Source organism: Mesorhizobium sp. WSM4310 (assembly GCF_007003935.1).
In the GTDB taxonomy this organism is placed as follows: domain Bacteria; phylum Pseudomonadota; class Alphaproteobacteria; order Rhizobiales; family Rhizobiaceae; genus Mesorhizobium.
The window spans coordinates 49,013-65,666 of sequence record NZ_VFTA01000024.1; the positions used below are offsets into that span (position 1 = coordinate 49,013).

The window sequence follows — 16,654 nt, forward strand, 5'->3', positions numbered from 1 at the left end:
GATGATCAGGCGGCTCATGCGCCAGCGGTGGAAGCGATGATTTGCCGTGCCACCAGATCCTGGACGCGCCAGAGGTTCCGGTCGTGGATACCGCTTTCCTCCAGCTTGCTGACGGTCCGGAAGAGATACTGCGCCGACGAACCCCAATGTCCGGCAGCCCGCGCCAGCGTATCGGCGACCTGCTCCGGCGGCAGGCGTCCTGCATAGGCCTTGCCATCCGGCGCGGCGACGAAGGCCAGGGCGCGTAGCGGACCGTCCCTCGTCTGAACCTTAATCCAGCGCGGCACATTGGTTGGCGGGTTGGCATCGATCTCACGGCGCATCAACTGGCCGAGTTGCCCGAAATGATCTTCCACGGGCAGCCGGTAAACAATGCCGTTGCAACTGCCACCGCGGTCGAGAGCCAGCATCAGGGCTGGCAATTCGCGGGTCCCACGCCAGCGGGTCAGTTTCAGACAGAATGAGCGGTGCCATCCTGGCGCCGTGGCTGGGCGCTGCTCGACAGGAACGAATTCAGGATTCCAGATCAGCGAGCCGTAGGCAAAGACCCACAGCGCCTCAGGCCGGTATTGCGACAGGAGTTGCTCGACAAGGCCGTCGAACTCCGCGTCGCTATGCTCGGCTGTCCCAGGCTCGGGGCCGGGATCCGGTTCGATGCGTTCGACCCTCGCGACAAGGTCGGCGGTCAACGCCATTGGTCCGCGGCCTGCCGGTTTCCCCTTCATTCTCGCCCCCGCGCAAAAACGATGGCCGACGATAGACCGGCTGACCATTGATTTCCAGGGACCGTCGGGCAACAGATACGGCACGAATCGAGCCTCTTTCATGAGCCAACGAAGCCTTCGGCGACGCGCGACAATCTGGCTGGCGTCCTTGCTAGGCGCCTGGGTCGTTCTCGCCTATGTCGCCGCGCCGGAATTCTGGACGTTCCGCGAGCGCGGCTTCCGCGACCACCGCTTCGAAATGGTGACGCACACGCCGCAAGGCATTCCAGGCGACCCGATCAATGTCGGCCTTGTCGGCACCGGCAGGGAGGTGGTCCACGCCTTCGCCATTGCCGGTTGGGATACAGCCGACGCGATCACTTTGAGAACGGCGATCGACATCGGCGAAAGTGTGTTGTTTTCCCGCCCCTATCCCGATGCGCCGATGAGCCGCCTGCTGTTCGAGGGCCGCGCCCAGGATCTCGCTTTCGAAAAGCCGGTCGGCGACAGCGCCGACCAGCGCCATCACGTGCGTTTCTGGGAGACCGATACGGTCGGCGACGACGGCCGTCCGCTCTGGCTGGGTGCCGCCAGCTTCGATCGCGGCGTCGGCCTCAGCCACGACACCGGTGCCATCACCCATCACATCGGTCCCGACATCGACGCCGAACGCGACTTCCTGATCGGCGACCTCAAGGCGGCCGGTCTGCTGGCATCGACCAGCGACATGGCGGGCATCGGCGCCACCAGGACTGGCCGCAATGGCGGCGGCGACCCCTATTTCACCGACGGCAAGGCAATCATCGGCGTGCTGAAGCGGCCGCAGTGACCGGACGGCGAGGTCAGCCCGTGCGGATCACGATCTTGCCGAACGGCCCCTTCTCGAGATGCTGCAAGGCCTGGGGCGTCTCGTCGAAGCCAAAGACCTTGTCGATGACCGGCCTGATGCCGAGCGCCTCGATCGCCTGGTTCATCCGCTCGAAGGACCGGCGATGGCCAATCGACAGGCCCTGCACGACAATGCGGTTGCGCATGAAGGGCACGATCGGGAAATTGAGCTCCATCGCGCCTAGGAGACCAATGATCGACAGGCGGCCGCCAGACGCCAGCGCGTTCAGCGATCGCCGCGCATTGTCGCCGCCGACCATTTCCAGAATATGGTTCACGCCCAACCCACAGGTCAGTTCACGCGCCGCCTCGTCCCATGCCGGCCGGGTGCGATAGTTGATCACCTGCCAGGCGCCGAGCTTTCTTGCACGCTCGAGTTTCTCGTCGCTGCTCGAGGTGACGATGGCGCGCAGGCCGAACGCCTTGGCGAACTGCAAGGCAAACAGCGACACGCCGCCAGTGCCCTGGATGAGGATGGTCTGGCCCGCCACCGGCCTTGTCGCCTCGGCCATCGCAAACCAGGCGGTCAAGGCGGCGATCGGCAGCGTCGCCGCCTCGATATCGCTGAGCGATGGCGGCGCCAGCACGGCGGCGTCTTCGCCGAAGATAACATGGTCGGAAAGCACGCCCGGCAGCGAGGACCCCAGCGTATGCTTGTGCAGCATCGGCGGCGCATCGCCATCCGGCCAGTCGGCGATGACCTGGCCAAGCACGCGCTGCCCGACCTGGAAGCGACTGGCCGCGCTGCCGACAGCGACGATCTCGCCCACCGCATCCGAGGTCGGCACGAAGGGAAAGGTAAGGTCGGGGATCAGCGTCCCGTCCACGATCAGCCTGTCCTTGTAATTCAGCGACACGGCTTTCGTGCGCACCAGAAGCCCGTGCGGCCCGGGTTGCGGCATCCTGCCCGTCACCTGGCTCAGCCTGGACAGGCCGAAACCGCTCATCTGCCAGGATCGGTTGATTTGGGTGCTCATCTTGCTCGCGCTCCGTGATTGATGGCCACGCGAGACATTTATGCTCTTCGGCTATGGAAAATAGAGCTCCAATGCGGCATATCTGACGACTGATTGAGGATCAATATTCGCCAATTGGAATCATCATGGAAACGACCGACCTGCAAGGCATCATCGCATTCGTCCAGGCCGTGGAGGCCGGCAGCTTCACCGGCGCCGGCGAGCGGCTGCATGTGACGAAGTCGGCGATCGGCAAGTCGGTCGCCCAGTTGGAGCAGCGCCTCGGCGTTCGCCTGCTCAACCGCACCACGCGCAGTCTCAGGCCGACCAGCGAAGGCGTGAGCTACTATGAGGCCTGCATCAGGGCGCTGGCCGAGATCGAGGCGGCGCAGTCGCTGCTCGCCGCGCGCCGGCAGATCCCTTCCGGCCGGCTGCGTGTCGATGTTCCGCTCGCCTTTGGTCGGCGCTGCGTCGCACCCGTCCTGTTCGAGATTTCCAGGAAATTCCCCGAACTCACGGTCGAGATCTCCTTCAACGACCGCCGCGTCGACCTGATCGAGGAAGGCATCGACCTTGCCATCCGCATGGGAGAACTGGACGACAGCCTGTCGCTGGCGGCCAGACGCATCTATGCCCAGCGTTCGGCCATCTGCGCCGCTCCCGCCTATCTCGACGAGCACGGCAGGCCGCGATCGGTCGAGGATCTCGCCCATCACAGCGTCATCGGCTACGGCCGCGACGGCGTCGTCCGCCCCCGGCTGATCAGACATGGCGACGGCCGCCAGACGACCTTCGCCCCCAAGGCGAGGCTTGTCCTCGGCCATGGCGAACCGATGCTCGACGCCGCCCTTGCCGGCTGCGGCATCGCTTTCCTGCCGACCTGGCTGGCGGCCGACAGCCTCAGGCAGGGCGACCTCGAAATGGTCCTGTCGGATTGTGCGGTGGAAAACGTCGTCGTGCACGCCGTCTGGCCAGTGACGCGCGCGCTCACGCCAAAGGTGCGGGTTGTCGTCGACGCCCTCGTCGAACATCTTTCGGCGCCGCCTTGGGACAAGGCCTGAAAGACACGCGTCATATTCCAAGATACCTCATGTATGTCACCCAAAAGTGGTCCCGGCTTTGGTATGACGACATGCTTCAACACAATGCATGTCGCCCAAAAGTGGCTTCGGTTTTGGGATAACGACATGCATCAACACAAAGACTGAAAGCGGGCCGCGTGTCATCCATTTGCGCGTGACGCGCTTTCACTATTTTCGAGCGGCCCGCCGCAATGCTATTGAGCCCTCATGCTATACGTCGAAATCGCCATCGTGGTCGTCCTCATCTGCGTGAACGGCCTTCTGGCAATGTCCGAACTCGCCATCGTTTCATCGCGCCCGGCACGGCTCAAGGCGATGATCGACCGTGGCGTCAACGGCGCCGGCCGGGCGCTGGATCTTGGCTCTAATCCCGGCAAGTTCCTGTCCTCGGTGCAGATCGGCATCACGCTGGTCGGTGTGCTCTCCGGCGCCTTCTCCGGCGCTACGCTGGGCGACCGGCTGTCCGTGTTCCTGGCCTCGGCGGGCATGCGCGAAAGCGTCGCCGATCCGCTCGGCGTCGGCATCGTCGTTGCCATCATCACCTATTTCTCGCTGATCGTCGGCGAACTGGTGCCCAAGCAGATCGCGCTGCGCGACCCCGAGCGCGTTGCCGCCCGCGCGGCGCCGGCCATGACCATCCTCGCCACCATCTCGGCGCCGCTGGTGTTCCTGCTCGACATTTCCGGCCGCGCCATATTGTGGCTGCTCGGCCAGCGTGGCGAAAGCGAGGAGAAGGTCACCGACGAGGAGATCAAGATGCTGGTCGCCGAGGCCGAGCATCACGGCACCATCGAATCCGACGAGCGGCGCATGATCGCCGGCGTCATGCGGCTCGGCGACCGCGCCGTGCGCGCTGTGATGACGCCGCGCACCGAGGTCGACTGGATTAACCTGCAGTCCGACGACACGACGATCCGCAAGCTCCTCATGGAAACGCAGCATTCACGCCTGCCGGCGGGTGACGGCGGCGTCGATGTCATGGTTGGCGTCGTCCAGACCCGTGACGTGCTGGCGGCGATCCTTGCCGGCCGCACGCTCGACCCGCGCAAGCATGTGCGCGCCGCCCCCATCGTCTACGACCAGGCCGACGCGCTCGACGTGCTGCACAAGCTCAAGGAATCCGACGTGCCGATGGCGCTGGTGCATGACGAATACGGCCATTTCGAAGGCATCGTCACGCCGGCCGATATTCTCGAAGCCATCACCGGCGTGTTCCGGGCGGACCTCGATGCCGGCGACGAGGAAAACGCCGTCAAGCGCGAGGACGGCTCATGGCTGCTCGCCGGCTATATGCAGGCCGACGAGATGGCCGAGATTCTGGGCTTCGACCTGCCCGAAAACCGCGACTACGAAACCGTCGCCGGCTATGTGCTGTCGCACATGCACCATCTGCCGGCGACCGGCGAATGCGTCGACGCGCAAGGCTGGCGCTTCGAGGTGGTCGACCTCGACGGCCGCCGCATCGACAAGCTGATCGCCACCCGCCTGTCCGGCACCCACCGCGAGGCGGTGCGGTGATTGTCTGAATGTCGGCCCGGTGGATTGCGCCGCCGGCGACAGCTACCGCTCCGTGAACGCGCGAGCGAAGGAATCGAGCATCGGCCGTGCCAGATACTCGAAGAAAGTCCGGTCGCCAGTGTTGATGAACGCCTCGACCGGCGTTCCGGGATAAAGCTGCTCGGGCTTCACGCCGGGCGGCAGGTCGGCGGCAATCCTGAGTTTGACCCGGAAATAGGGCTCATGCGTAGCCTCGTCGACGAGCCGGTCCGCGGAAATCTGTGCCACGGTGGCTGAAACCTCGGGGGTGAGCCGCATGTTCAAGGCGGACAATCGCAGTTTCGCCGGTTGGCCGACACGGACCTGATCGACGTCCTTCGGCCGCAGCCTTGCATCGACAATCAGGCCCGGTGCGGTAGGCAGGATCTCCATGATCTTCTCACCGCGGGCAATCACACTGCCCTTGGCATTGTAGGTCGAGGACACCACGATGCCCGCGGCCGGTGCCTTGATCCTCGTCCGCCGCAGCACCGCCTCGGCCGCCCTGATCTGTTCCTCGATGTCGGCCAGGTTGGAGCGAACCTCGTCCAGCTTCGTCAGCGCCTCTTCCACGCGTTGCGTGGTCAGCCGCTCGATCTGCTCCTGGGCCTCGACGATCTGGGTGTTGACCGCCGCCAGATTGGCTTGCAGCGCCCCGGCCTGCCCGACGAGATCGGCCTCGCTGCGCAAAAGCTGCGAATATTCGGTGCGATTGGTGAGGCCCTTGTCCAGCAGGCTTGTCTTGATGCCGAGTTCCTTCTTCACGATTTCGGCTTGTTGCCGAACGGCCTCTTTCTGGGACTGCAATCCCACCACGGACTGCCGATGCATGGCTACGCGTTGGGCGAGGATCGATTGTTCCGATCGGAACCGGGCGAGTCTGGCATCGAATTCCTTTTGCTGTTCTCGAATCAGGGCTTCGAAATCGGCCTGGAGCGATGTCGGCGCCGGTTTGGTGATTGGCGCGAGCCTGTCCAACCCGTCGCGTTCCGCCTCCAGCCGCGCCGCACCCGCCCTGAGCGCGATCGACTGTCTCGTCAGCCGGTTGAGCTCGGCCTGCGCGGCTGTCGGATCCAGCACGATCAGATCCTGGGCCTGTTGCACGCGATCGCCGTCATGGACCAGCAACGCCTCGATGATGCCGCCGTCGGGATGCTGGATCAGGATGTTTCCGCCGGTCGCCGAGATCGTGCCTTGCGTGATCACCGCTCCGGACAAGGGCGCGCTGACAGCCCAATAGCCGAAGCAACCCACCAATAGCGCCGTTGCCGCATATCCGGCGAATGCGACGCGCCTTATGTTGGTACGCGGGTTGCCTTCCTCCCAGGCGAGGATCTGCGCGGCCATCATCTAGGATCCAAAACGGATGTTATGCGTGCGGATCGTCGTGGCGAATGATCCTGTCACCACCGTATTCGGCTGCGCGGGAAGGCCCTTGCCCGAATGCCGCAGCACCTCGCTGCTTGGGCCGAAGGCTTCGATCGCGCCACCACGCAGAAGCATCACACGGTCGCAAGACGCGGCAATCGAAGGGCGATGCGTGATCACGACCATCGTGACGCCGGCCGCCTTCGCGGCGGCGAGTACCGCCTCGAGCGCCGCTTCGCCGGTGCCGTCGAGATGGGTGCTGGGCTCGTCCAGGACGAGAATTCTGGGATTGCCGTAGAAGGCGCGTGCCAGCCCGATCCTCTGGCGTTCGCCGCCCGACAGCGTTCTGTCCGAAGGACCTATCAATGTCTGGTAGCCGTCCCGCTGCGCCAGGATCAGCTCATGCGCCTCGGCCCGCCTTGCTGCCTCGATGATCGCGGCGTCATCTGCATCGGGGTCGAAGCGGGCGACGTTTTGCGCGATCGATCCTGGAAAGAGCTCGACCTCCTGCGCGAGGTAGCCGACATGCTTTCCGAGCTGGTTTTCGTCCCAGGTCCTGAGGTCGGCGCCGTCGATCCTGACCGCACCGCCGGTCGGCCGCGCAGCGCTCACAAGCAACCGCGCCAGCGTCGATTTGCCGGCGCCGCTCGGGCCGACGATGGCCAACGCTTCGCCGGCACCGATTTGAAAGTTCAGCCGCTTGAGGATGGGTTCGGTGCCGGGCTGCGCATTCGGCGCCATGAAGAAAACGTCCTGCACGGAAATCGCGCCTGCCGGATCGGGCAGGATGAGTTTGCGCGCTTCAGCTGGACGCGCCGCAAGCGCCGTCTCCAGCCGCTTCCACGCCCGCCGGGCGTCGGCGATCTGCCGCCAGGCGCCGATCAACTGGTCGAGCGGCTGCAGCGCGCGCGACGACACCAGCGAGGAAGCGAAGATCATGCCCGCCGTCATCTGTCCCTTGAGCACCAGCCATGCGCCGGCGCCCAGGATCGCCAGTTGCAGCATCATGCGCAGCGCCCGCGAGGCACCGCTGAAGACCGCATTGGCACTCGAGGAACGGTCATGCAGGGTGAGCGCTGCCGCCACGTGCCGTCCCCAGATCTGCGCGGCGTTCTCCACCATGCCCATGGCGCGCAGCGTTTCGGCATTGCGGGCAAATGCCTGTTCCGCCTGGCTGGCCAAGGCCGAACGCTCCGCGGACAAGGCGTCGTTCCTGCCGATGGCAAGCTGGTTGGCCACGACCAGCAAAAGCAGAAGCGCCGCGCCGGCGACCGTCACCCAGAACAGCACCGGATGGATGAGATAGAGCAAGGCGAGGAAGACAGGGGCGAAAGGCAGGTCGAACAACACCGCCACGCCGCGCGACCTGATGAAGGCGCAGACCGAGGCGAGGTCGCGCAGCGGCGACAGGCCGCCCGCATGTTTCGCGCCAAGCGAAACAGCGAATGTGCTGGCGCCCAGTTTCTGGTCGACGGTCGCCGCAACGCGCTGCGTGTACACGGCGCGGATCGCGTCCAGAAGCCCGAGGAAAGCGAGCGTGAGAACCGCGATGGCCGAAAGATACACAAGCGTCTCGACGCTGGAGGACGGCAGCACGCGGTCATAGACCTGCAGCAGGTAGAGCGGAATCACCAACAGCAGGACGTTGATCAACAGCGAGAAGACGCCGACATCGGCGATGGCGCGCATGAAGACCGGACGCAGGCCAGACGGTCCAGTCATTTCCACATTCCCCGACGCTGCATGTTCCCGAGACCCTACGCGTGGCCCCCGAACTCGGAACCGCCGTGGAGCGTGCTGTTGCCGTGCGTTGCGACACTGTGCGTGCCGATGCTGCTGCTGGTGATGTTCAGGGCGTTTGCCGGCGCACTGTCCAGCGTATAGGCGCGGACGTAGTCGATCTTCATCTCGGCCGGCGTGGCCAGATGATCAGGAGGGGTGCCGGCCAAGCCGCCGACCGCGAGATCGACCAGCATGTACATGGGCTTGTTCATGTCGGACGGCGTCGCCGTTTCCGCGACCTGCACGCCGTCATAGGTCCAGACGAGCTTGTCCGGCGTCCAGAGCAGGCCATAGGTGTGGAAGCCAGCGGGGTTCGAGACACTCACTATCGACGTGACCTTGGTATGCGTCCCCGTTTCATTCGAGTGCGCCGTCATGATCAATGAGTTCGGGGCCTGGCCGATCGTCTCCACGACATCGAGTTCCGGCGGCCACGAACCGTCTTCCGGAAGCAGCCAGAAGGCCGGCCAGGCACCGGCATTCTCGGGCAGGTCGGCCCGTATTTCGAAATAGCCATAGGTCTGCGCGAAGGAATCGTGGGTGGTCAGTATGCCTGAGGTGTATTCGTAGTTGTTGATCAGCGGCTTGATGTCCGCCGGCGCCTGCGCCGCGGTGATTGTGAGCACGCCGTTGTTCACGCTGAACGGATGGACGGAGCTCGTCGGTGCGTAGTTGGCGTCGATATACCATTGCAGTTCGTTGTTGCTGCTCAACGTGCTGCCGTTCGGTGCTCCCCACCAGAAGTTGGAATCCCACGTGCCGCCCTGGCTATTGTGAAGGTTCAGCGTGTTGAAATCGTCGCTGAAGGAGAGCTGCATCCCGGATTTGTCGATCGGCAATTCGAACTGGCTGGGCTGCAGCTTGTCGATGGTCGTGTCCTTGAACTCGAGGATCTCGCCGGACCCGAGGTTCAGCAGCACGTTCGATCCCGCCTGGATCATGTTTGAATGGATGGCGTCGAACGACATGAACCCATAGCCATTAAGGCGGACCGTGTCGGTGGCGGCAAAATTCGCTATCAGGTCGCTGCCGTTGCCTTTCGAGACGATGAACGTGTCGTAACCGCCGCCGCCATCGATCAGCACATCGTTTCCCGCGCCGCCGTCCAGAGTCTGGTGCCCGGCCTTGGCGGTGATGATGTTGTCCAACCCATTTCCGAAAGCATAGTTGTTGGCGTTTGTGACGACGAGATTCTCGACGTTGTCGGGGAGCTTATAGCTCATCCATGTGCTGATCGTGTCGATGCCTGCCCCAGGGGCCTCCGCCACCTTGTTGCCCGCCGCATAGAGGTAATAGATGTCATCGCCCGTGCCTCCGTGCATGGTGACGTTGACACCGGATGCTCCGTAGAATGAGTCGTTTCCGGAGCTGCCGTACAAGTCCGGCCCGGACCCTGCCGCCGAGTACCAATGGCTGGAAGCGCCGCTGTAGGGAAGCGGAACGCCTAGGGCGTTGACGAAGAAGCTCATAGGACAAATCCTCCTCGTGATGCCTGGCCTGCTCGGATCGTTCGATTCCAGGCGGCCGCATCCGGACCAACGTTGCCATGCACGATACCGTTCCAGGAACTTGCCACATAGTTCACCATTACATCGACCATTGAGTGACGTTTTCCGGGACTGGAAGCACAACAACCCGACGAATGGTGTACAGGCAGTAATTCGCCCGACGAAATATTTAATAAAATTTTACAATAGGCACCGATCTACTTGCGCGCTTCCCTCAAACCGCGACTTCGATCGGCTCGGCAAGTCTGGGGTTGGAGCGCGCGGCGATCAGGCAGCTGGCCACGATGAGGCCGGCTCCCGCCAGCGTCGTCCAGGTCACCGCCTCGTCGAAGAAGAACCAGCCGAGCGCGATCGCCCAGATGAAGGCCGAATATTCGGTCGAGATCAGATATTGCGCTTCGGCCCGCGCATAGCCCCAGCTCATCAGGAACTGGCCGGCGAGCGACAGTGCCGTCACCCCGGCAAGCGGAAGCCAAAGATTGCTGGGCAAGGCGATAGCGAGCCAGGGCGCGGCAAGACCAAGCATGACCGCGACACAAAGGTTCTGGAACAGCATGATCTCGATTGGCTTGGCCAGCATCGCCTGTCGCCGCGCGAGGATCAGATTGTAGGCATAGAACACCGTCGAGACCAGCACCGCAGCGGTGCCGAGCAGCGCATCGCCGGCATAGGTCTTCTGCCCGAACTGGCCCGCCACTATGACTGCGACACCCGCAATACCGGCGAGCGAGGCCCAGATGGCCTTGCGCTGTATCCTTTCGCCCAAAAGCAGCGCGGCCAGCAGGAGCGCGAACAGCGGCGCCACGAAACTAAGCCCGACCGCCTCCGCCAGCGGCAGCCTTGCAAGCCCCCAGAAGAATGACAGCAGGACAATGCCGACAACCACCGCGCGCAGCGCATGCAGCCTCAGCACCGAGGCAACCGGAAGCGAGCGCGGCCCCGCCAGCCAGCCCGCCCCCGCGACCAATGTCGCCAGCATGCTGCGCCACAGCACCGTGTTGTAGACACCGACCGCGATGACCAGCACCTTCATCGCCGCATCCATGCCGGACAGAAGGAAGATACCGAATGCGCAGACGAGCACCGGGACCATAGGGGAAACGGCGCCGGCCAGGCTGGATGATTTCACGCGGGCTTTCTCTCGAGGATGACGGATGCAAGCTGACATATCAGGGCAAAAGGACAGGGCCAGATGGCAGCCTCGCCCATGTGGCGGTCCAACGCTGTCGGTCCGGGGGCAATCGCGATTCGAACTTTTTTTGCGGCACCTGTCGATTCCGCCACCCGTTGTTCGTCGTATCATCGAACCAACCCAACCAAGGAGAAGACCATGCGGTTCATGATGCTGATGATCCCCGGCGGCTACGCCGAGGCAGCGCCCGACGTCAGGCCCGACGCCAAGGGGGTGGAGGGAATGATGAAATACAATGAGGAGCTCAAGAAGGCCGGCGTGTTGCTGGCGCTCGACGGGCTGCATCCGCCGTCATCGGGCGCGCGGGTCAGCTTCAAGGGCGGCAAGCCCGTCGTCACCGACGGGCCGTTCGCGGAGGTCAAGGAAGTGCTGGGCGGCTATTGGGTCATCGACGTACGCTCGCGTGAAGAAGCCATCGAATGGGCCCGCCGCTGCCCCGCAGGGCAAAATGACGTGATCGAGGTTCGCCGCGTCTTTGAGATGAGCGATTTCCCCGAGGACGTGCAGAAGGTGGCGGAAGGTTTTGGCGAGCTGATGGGTTGACGGCCACAACTACCATCGAAGCGGTCTGGCGGATCGAGCAGCCGAAGCTCACCGCCAGGCTCGTCCGCTGTCTCAGGGATGTCGGGCTCGCCGAAGAGGTCGCCGGCGATGCCTTCCTGCTGGCGCTGGAGCGCTGGCCGCGGGACGGCATCCCGCGCAACCCGGCCGCCTGGTTGACCGAGGTCGGCAGGAACCGGGCGCTCGACCGGCTGCGCCGCACCACCATGATCGACGGCAAGCACCGCGAACTCGCCATCGACCTCGCCGAGCTGGAGCGCGAGATGCCCGACATCGAGGCCGCGCTGGACGAGGATATCGACGATGACCTTTTGCGGCTGATCTTCACCGCTTGCCATCCCATCTTGCCGGTCGAGCAGCGCGCGGCCCTCGCCCTGCGCCTGCTGGGCGGGTTGTCGACGGCCGAGATCGCCCGCGCCTTCCTGGTGCCCGAAGCCACCGCCGCCCAGCGCATCGTGCGAGCCAAGCGGGCGCTTCGCGATGCCGCCATCGCGTTCGAGACCCCGCGCGGGCAAGAGCGGCGCGAACGCCTCGCCGCTGTGCTGGAGGTGGTCTATCTCATCTTCAACGAAGGCTATGTGGCGACCGCTGGATCGGACTGGCTGCGCGCCGATCTCTGTGGCGAGGCGCTGCGCCTTGGCCGTTCGCTGGCGGCGCTGATGCCTGATGAGCCCGAGGTGCAGGGGCTGGTGTCGCTGATGGAACTCAACGCCTCGCGCTTTCCTGCCCGCACCGGCAAAGCGGGTGAGCCGATCCTACTGCTCGACCAAGACCGCACGCGCTGGAACTGGTCGCTCATCCGGCGCGGCCTCGACGGCCTGAACCGGGCGATGACCCTGACATCGACACCGGGCCCCTATCAGTTGCAGGCGATGATCGCCGCCTGCCATAGCCGCGCGGCAACCGCCGCCGACACCGACTGGATCGCGATCGCCGCCTATTATCAGGCCCTTGCCTTGGCGGCCCCCTCGCCCATCGTCGAGATCAACCGGGCGGTGGCCGTCGGCATGGCGTTCGGACCGGCGCAGGGCCTCGCCATCGTCGAGGCCTTGAAGGACGAGCCGCGCCTGAAGGGCTCGCATCTCCTGCCCACGGTGCGCGGCGATCTTCTGGAGAAACTGGGACATCGGGCGGAAGCCCGCGCCGCGTTCCGCCAGGCCGCCGAATTGACCGGCAATGAGAGGGAGCGCGCGCTGCTGCTCGCCCGCGCGGGTTCACCCTCGGGCGGCCGCTCCTGACGTCTTCACGCCAGCGGCGCCTTGGTTCGGTCTCAGTTTCGATACCGCAGTACATCGACGACAACAGCCATCGCCGGAGACACCTGCCGCCTGCTTGGATAATAGAGAGGATAGCCAGGGAACGGCGGGCTCCAGTCGTCCAGCGCGAGTTCCAGCCGCCCCTCCAAGAGATGGTGGCTGACCAGATCTTCCGGCACGTAGGCGATGCCGTAGCCGCTCATCGCGGCATCGATCATGGCGATGGACGTGTTGAAGGTGAGTTGGCCTTCCACCCGGACACGCAGATCGCGGCCCTCTTTTGCGAACTCCCAAGCATATAGCCCGCCAAACGTGGCCTGGCGCATATTGATGCAGTCATGCCCGACGAGATCCTGCGGCGTCTTCGGAGCCGGACGACGCCGAAAGTGGTCCGGCGACGCCACTGCCACCAGCCGGGCCGATGCGGACGGCGATCATGTCCCTGTCGATGCTTTCACCGAGCCGCACGCCGGCATCGAACCGCTCCTCCACGATGTTTCTCATGCCGTTATCGCTGTAGAGTTCGACGCGTCCGAATAATCGAGCAGGAGAGGTCGCAGCTTTGGCCAGACCGTCGTCTGCAGCGCATGATCCGACAGCGTGATGCGATGAGGCCGCTTCCCTTCTCCCGTCACTATACGAGAAGGTGCCGGCAGGCGGATGAGAGGCAGCGCCGCATGTCATGCAAATTGATCACCTCTGACATGCGATCCATATGAAAAGGGCGGCGCAAGCGCCGCCCCATATCCCTTGGGAGGATAATTTGACCGGCGGTCAGGCCGCCTTGATTTCCTCGTCGACCACGTCGGCATCGCGCGCCTTCTTCAGCGCCTTTGCCCACCAGGCGACGTCGTTGACCAGCGCGGTGGCCGCCTGGTTCAGATGCTCGAGGTCTTCGAGCTTCTTCTCGCCCTGGCGCACGGCGAGGAAGTCGCCCCAGGCGATATGAACGGCCGACTTGACCGGCGCCATCTGCAGTTCGACGGCATGGAGACGGAGCTGCTCGACGGCGCGGGCGCCGCCGACGCTGCCATAGCCGAGGAAGCCGGCCGGCTTCTTGTTCCATTCGTTGGCGGCGTAGTCGATGGCGTTCTTCAGCACGGCCGTCGGGCCGTGATTGTATTCGGCGGCGGTGAAGATGAAGCCGTCAAATTCGGCGACCTTCTTCTGCCAGCGCTGCGCCACCTCGTTGGTCGACGGCACCCAGGCGGAAGAGGCGACTTCGTCGAAGAAGGGCAGCGGGAAGTCCCTGAGGTCGACGACCTCGACATCGATATCGGCATGCGACTTGGCGATCTTGGCGATCCATTGAGTGGGCACATCGGCGAAGCGCGCGGCGCGCGTCGAACCGACGATGATGGCGATTTTCGGCTTTGACATGGGGGGCTCTCCATTCCAGTAATAAGCTGGTATCATTTGGATACCGGCGCTATATGAGATACTGTCAACTCGATGCGCAAGGAGGCACCTTTTTGTTACTGAGGAACCCGCTTAACACCGAAGATTGCCGCGCCGTTTCGGAAATCCTGCAGCGCGTCGGCGACAAATGGACCGTTCTGGTGGTCGGCAAGCTCGGCCAAGGACCGTTGCGTTTCAACGAGTTGCGCACCGCTGTCGGCGGCATCTCGCAGAAGATGCTGACCACCACCTTGCGCGGACTGGAGCGCGACGGCTTCGTCACCCGCACCGTATTCCCGACCATACCGCCGCGCGTCGACTACGAGCTGACCGAACTCGGCCATGAATTGCTGATCCCGGTCAGCGCGCTTGGCGAATGGGCGCGCAGGAACACGCAGCGTGTGCGGGAGGCACGCGAAAAATTCGACGGCGTGCATGGCTGAAACCCTTGCGCGGCAACGGATCCGGAGCTTCGCATCAGGTGAAATTGCCTGGCAGCGGGGAAGTCGTGGTTCTCTAGACGCGGGCTCGCAACTTTGTCCTATGGCGCCGGTGGCAGACCGGCACACATGCTACTTTGACGACGACAACCGCGGACCATAGGCGGACCATTCAACTTCTCGGCGCCAGGCCATCGCCAGGCGCCGTGCTCAGGGCGCGCATGTCGCGGCAGGCTTGCGGTCACCCTTGTCGCCATGCGTGCAGGCGATGGGCCGAAGGTCGTTTTTGACTTCGGCATAGGCGGTTACGCCGAGCAGGCAGACCAAGGCGACAAGCGCTGCCACGAGCCAGCTGTTCAGTATGTGTTGACGCATTGTCTCTCCCCCAACGCTGGCACAGTCGGGCGTCAAGGCAACCAATGGATGTCGGCAAACGCATCGCCCGCACGGACGATGTTACAATTGCCCTGCGCTGGGAAAACGGGGCGCGAGAACGGGCTGGTCAACCCTCGGCCGGAACGGCCTTCGGCTTGCCCTCGCCGTCCAAAGCCACCATGACGAAATCGGCGTGGGTGACCTTTTCCATCAAATCGGAGAGATAGCGCTGCGCCCAGGCTTCGACCTTGAGCGTCATCGAGGTGCGGCCGACGCGTTCGACATGGGTGTAGATGCACAGCGTGTCGCCGATCTTCATCGGCTTGGCGAAGGACATCTCCTTGACCGCCGCCGTCACCACGCGGCCCCTGGCGCGCTCGGCGGCGCGGATGCCGCAGGCAAGGTCCATCTGCGCCATCACCCAGCCGCCAAAGATGTCGCCGGCCGCATTGGCGTCCGAAGGCATGGCCAGCGTGCGCAACGTGAGGTCTCCGATCGGCCGTCCGTCCGCGTAATGCACCATGCGAGAAATCCCTCAAGGTCGATGGCTTGAGATCGACTGCCCTCGATCCCGTAGCGTCATCGCGCGGACGCGTCAACGCGCCCCGGGCAATGCTTCGCCTGGCTGCTAGAAGAAGCGCGCCAGGTTCGAACGGATGCGATCGAGAACCGTGTCCCCGGAAAGGTCGGGAACGAATGCCTTGCCCGTGATCGCCTCGTAGGCCTGGGCATAGATGCGCGAGGCCTGTTCGACGATCTCGTCGGGAATCCGGGGGATCGGGTCCTTGTAGGGATCGCAGCGCGCCGCCACCCAGGAGCGGATGAAATCCTTGTCGAAACTGTCCGGCCGCGTGCCGCTTGTAAGCGCCTGTTCATAGCTCGCCGCGATCCAGTACCGGCTGCTGTCGGGCGTATGGATTTCGTCGGCCAGGATGATCGTGCCGTTCTTGTCGGTGCCGAATTCGTATTTCGTGTCGGCAAGGATCAGGCCGCGCTCGGCGGCGCGCGCCTGGCCGCGGGCGAACAGCTTCAAGGCGTAATCCGAGACGGTGTCCCATTGTGCCTGCGTGAGCAGTCCCTGTCCGAGGATCTCCGCCCTCGACAGCGGCTCGTCATGGCCGCCATCCGCCGCCTTGCTCGTCGGCGTGATGACAGGCTCGGCCAGCTTCTCATTGTCGCGCAGCCCGTCCGGCAGGCGCATCCCGTACATCTCCCGTTCGCCGCGACGGTAACGGGTCAGGATCGAGGTGCTGGTGGTGCCGGCGAGATAGCCGCGCACGACGATCTCGACCGGCAGGATGTCGAGCCTTGTGCCGACGACGACATTAGGGTCGGGATATTCGAGAACATGGTTCGGGCAGATATCGGCGGTTTCCTCGAACCAGTAGCGCGCCGTCTGGGTGAGGATCTCGCCCTTGAACGGGATCGAGGTCAGGATGATGTCGAAGGCGCTGAGACGGTCGGTGGCGATGATGATGCGTCGTCCGTCCGCCAGATCGTAATTTTCGCGAACCTTACCCTTGTAGTGGCCCGGCAACTCGGGAATGAAGGCATCCGACAAGGTCCGCATATGATGTCCTGCCTTCCGCAGATTTGGCTGGTGCCCTC

General features: G+C 64.0%; 16 protein-coding genes and 1 pseudogene. 6 read left to right on the forward strand and 11 right to left on the reverse strand.

Annotated elements, in window-relative coordinates:
• Positions 1-14 precede the first annotated feature (14 nt).
• Positions 15-725: a gamma-glutamylcyclotransferase gene (locus tag FJV80_RS23520; protein ID WP_095789103.1), complete on the reverse strand. Its 711-nt coding sequence runs from the start codon at positions 723-725 to the stop codon at positions 15-17.
• Positions 726-825: 100 nt separating this feature from the next.
• Between FJV80_RS23520 and FJV80_RS23525 the strand changes: the two genes are divergently transcribed.
• Positions 826-1,533 carry an LssY C-terminal domain-containing protein gene (locus tag FJV80_RS23525; RefSeq protein ID WP_142877536.1) on the forward strand — a complete coding sequence of 236 codons (708 nt, stop codon included), beginning with the start codon at positions 826-828 and terminating at the stop codon, positions 1,531-1,533.
• A gap of 13 nt (positions 1,534-1,546) precedes the next feature.
• Here FJV80_RS23525 and FJV80_RS23530 read toward each other — a convergent pair whose 3' ends face one another.
• A complete protein-coding gene (locus FJV80_RS23530; protein WP_142877537.1) occupies positions 1,547-2,569 on the reverse strand; it encodes an NAD(P)-dependent alcohol dehydrogenase in 1,023 nt (340 codons plus the stop codon).
• A gap of 125 nt (positions 2,570-2,694) precedes the next feature.
• Between FJV80_RS23530 and FJV80_RS23535 the strand changes: the two genes are divergently transcribed.
• Together FJV80_RS23535 and FJV80_RS23545 are read left to right on the forward strand one after the other, a co-directional pair.
• Positions 2,695-3,609: a LysR family transcriptional regulator gene (locus FJV80_RS23535; RefSeq protein ID WP_095789101.1), complete on the forward strand. Its 915-nt coding sequence runs from the start codon at positions 2,695-2,697 to the stop codon at positions 3,607-3,609.
• Positions 3,610-3,837: 228 nt separating this feature from the next.
• Positions 3,838-5,148 (forward strand): hemolysin family protein, encoded by a 1,311-nt coding sequence (locus FJV80_RS23545; protein WP_095789100.1) that lies wholly within the window; start codon positions 3,838-3,840, stop codon positions 5,146-5,148.
• 42 nt (positions 5,149-5,190) lie between these two features.
• Here the strand turns inward: FJV80_RS23545 and FJV80_RS23550 are convergent, their stop codons facing one another.
• From FJV80_RS23550 to FJV80_RS23565, 4 genes are all read right to left on the reverse strand, one after another.
• Entirely contained in the window at positions 5,191-6,516 is a 1,326-nt protein-coding gene (locus FJV80_RS23550; RefSeq protein ID WP_246689034.1) for an HlyD family type I secretion periplasmic adaptor subunit, read from the reverse strand.
• A complete protein-coding gene (locus FJV80_RS23555; protein WP_142877539.1) occupies positions 6,517-8,256 on the reverse strand; it encodes a type I secretion system permease/ATPase in 1,740 nt (579 codons plus the stop codon).
• Positions 8,257-8,291: 35 nt separating this feature from the next.
• Positions 8,292-9,785 carry a family 16 glycosylhydrolase gene (locus tag FJV80_RS23560; RefSeq protein WP_142877540.1) on the reverse strand — a complete coding sequence of 498 codons (1,494 nt, stop codon included), beginning with the start codon at positions 9,783-9,785 and terminating at the stop codon, positions 8,292-8,294.
• Between the two features lie 253 nt (positions 9,786-10,038).
• Positions 10,039-10,917, reverse strand: coding sequence for a DMT family transporter (locus FJV80_RS23565; protein ID WP_246689035.1), 879 nt, complete (start codon positions 10,915-10,917; stop codon positions 10,039-10,041).
• A gap of 237 nt (positions 10,918-11,154) precedes the next feature.
• On the opposite strand from FJV80_RS23565, the gene FJV80_RS23570 reads away from it, so the two are divergent.
• Both FJV80_RS23570 and FJV80_RS23575 read left to right on the forward strand, forming a co-directional pair.
• Positions 11,155-11,559: a YciI family protein gene (locus FJV80_RS23570; protein WP_142877542.1), complete on the forward strand. Its 405-nt coding sequence runs from the start codon at positions 11,155-11,157 to the stop codon at positions 11,557-11,559.
• Positions 11,556-12,815, forward strand: coding sequence for an RNA polymerase sigma factor (locus FJV80_RS23575; protein ID WP_095792831.1), 1,260 nt, complete (start codon positions 11,556-11,558; stop codon positions 12,813-12,815). Before FJV80_RS23570 ends, FJV80_RS23575 begins: the two co-directional genes overlap by 4 nt.
• Before the next feature lie 32 nt (positions 12,816-12,847).
• Here FJV80_RS23575 and FJV80_RS23580 read toward each other — a convergent pair.
• Positions 12,848-13,441 (reverse strand): annotated as a pseudogene (locus FJV80_RS23580) (LysR substrate-binding domain-containing protein); the annotation flags it as partial.
• Between the two features lie 166 nt (positions 13,442-13,607).
• On the reverse strand, positions 13,608-14,213 hold the full coding sequence (locus FJV80_RS23585) for an NADPH-dependent FMN reductase (RefSeq protein WP_095773578.1): 606 nt from the start codon (positions 14,211-14,213) through the stop codon (positions 13,608-13,610).
• Between the two features lie 92 nt (positions 14,214-14,305).
• Between FJV80_RS23585 and FJV80_RS23590 the strand changes: the two genes are divergently transcribed.
• The gene (locus FJV80_RS23590; protein WP_179295992.1) at positions 14,306-14,674 is read left to right on the forward strand and encodes a helix-turn-helix domain-containing protein; all 369 of its coding nucleotides are present in this window, start codon (positions 14,306-14,308) and stop codon (positions 14,672-14,674) included.
• A 207-nt stretch (positions 14,675-14,881) separates the two neighbouring features.
• Here FJV80_RS23590 and FJV80_RS34645 read toward each other — a convergent pair whose 3' ends face one another.
• The 3 genes from FJV80_RS34645 to FJV80_RS23600 all read right to left on the reverse strand — a co-directional run bounded on the left by FJV80_RS34645 (position 14,882) and on the right by FJV80_RS23600 (position 16,616).
• Complete coding sequence (locus FJV80_RS34645) at positions 14,882-15,046, reverse strand: hypothetical protein (RefSeq protein ID WP_095773576.1); 165 nt, start codon at positions 15,044-15,046, stop codon at positions 14,882-14,884.
• Positions 15,047-15,173: 127 nt separating this feature from the next.
• A complete protein-coding gene (locus FJV80_RS23595; RefSeq protein ID WP_010911043.1) occupies positions 15,174-15,569 on the reverse strand; it encodes an acyl-CoA thioesterase in 396 nt (131 codons plus the stop codon).
• Between the two features lie 105 nt (positions 15,570-15,674).
• Positions 15,675-16,616, reverse strand: a complete 942-nt coding sequence (locus FJV80_RS23600) for a phosphoribosylaminoimidazolesuccinocarboxamide synthase (RefSeq protein WP_095792827.1) — start codon at positions 16,614-16,616, stop codon at positions 15,675-15,677.
• Positions 16,617-16,654 lie beyond the last annotated feature (38 nt).

Bases quoted from the DNA above. Each gene is read 5' to 3' on its own strand.
- FJV80_RS23520 (WP_095789103.1), bottom strand. From the start codon at position 725: ATGAAGGGGAAACCGGCAGGCCGCGGACCAATGGCGTTGACCGCCGAC.
- FJV80_RS23525 (WP_142877536.1), top strand. From the start codon at position 826: ATGAGCCAACGAAGCCTTCGGCGACGCGCGACAATCTGGCTGGCGTCC.
- FJV80_RS23530 (WP_142877537.1), bottom strand. From the start codon at position 2,569: ATGAGCACCCAAATCAACCGATCCTGGCAGATGAGCGGTTTCGGCCTG.
- FJV80_RS23535 (WP_095789101.1), top strand. From the start codon at position 2,695: ATGGAAACGACCGACCTGCAAGGCATCATCGCATTCGTCCAGGCCGTG.
- FJV80_RS23545 (WP_095789100.1), top strand. From the start codon at position 3,838: ATGCTATACGTCGAAATCGCCATCGTGGTCGTCCTCATCTGCGTGAAC.
- FJV80_RS23550 (WP_246689034.1), bottom strand. From the start codon at position 6,516: ATGATGGCCGCGCAGATCCTCGCCTGGGAGGAAGGCAACCCGCGTACC.
- FJV80_RS23555 (WP_142877539.1), bottom strand. From the start codon at position 8,256: ATGACTGGACCGTCTGGCCTGCGTCCGGTCTTCATGCGCGCCATCGCC.
- FJV80_RS23560 (WP_142877540.1), bottom strand. From the start codon at position 9,785: ATGAGCTTCTTCGTCAACGCCCTAGGCGTTCCGCTTCCCTACAGCGGC.
- FJV80_RS23565 (WP_246689035.1), bottom strand. From the start codon at position 10,917: ATGGTCCCGGTGCTCGTCTGCGCATTCGGTATCTTCCTTCTGTCCGGC.
- FJV80_RS23570 (WP_142877542.1), top strand. From the start codon at position 11,155: ATGCGGTTCATGATGCTGATGATCCCCGGCGGCTACGCCGAGGCAGCG.
- FJV80_RS23585 (WP_095773578.1), bottom strand. From the start codon at position 14,213: ATGTCAAAGCCGAAAATCGCCATCATCGTCGGTTCGACGCGCGCCGCG.
- FJV80_RS34645 (WP_095773576.1), bottom strand. From the start codon at position 15,046: ATGCGTCAACACATACTGAACAGCTGGCTCGTGGCAGCGCTTGTCGCC.
- FJV80_RS23595 (WP_010911043.1), bottom strand. From the start codon at position 15,569: ATGGTGCATTACGCGGACGGACGGCCGATCGGAGACCTCACGTTGCGC.
- FJV80_RS23600 (WP_095792827.1), bottom strand. From the start codon at position 16,616: ATGCGGACCTTGTCGGATGCCTTCATTCCCGAGTTGCCGGGCCACTAC.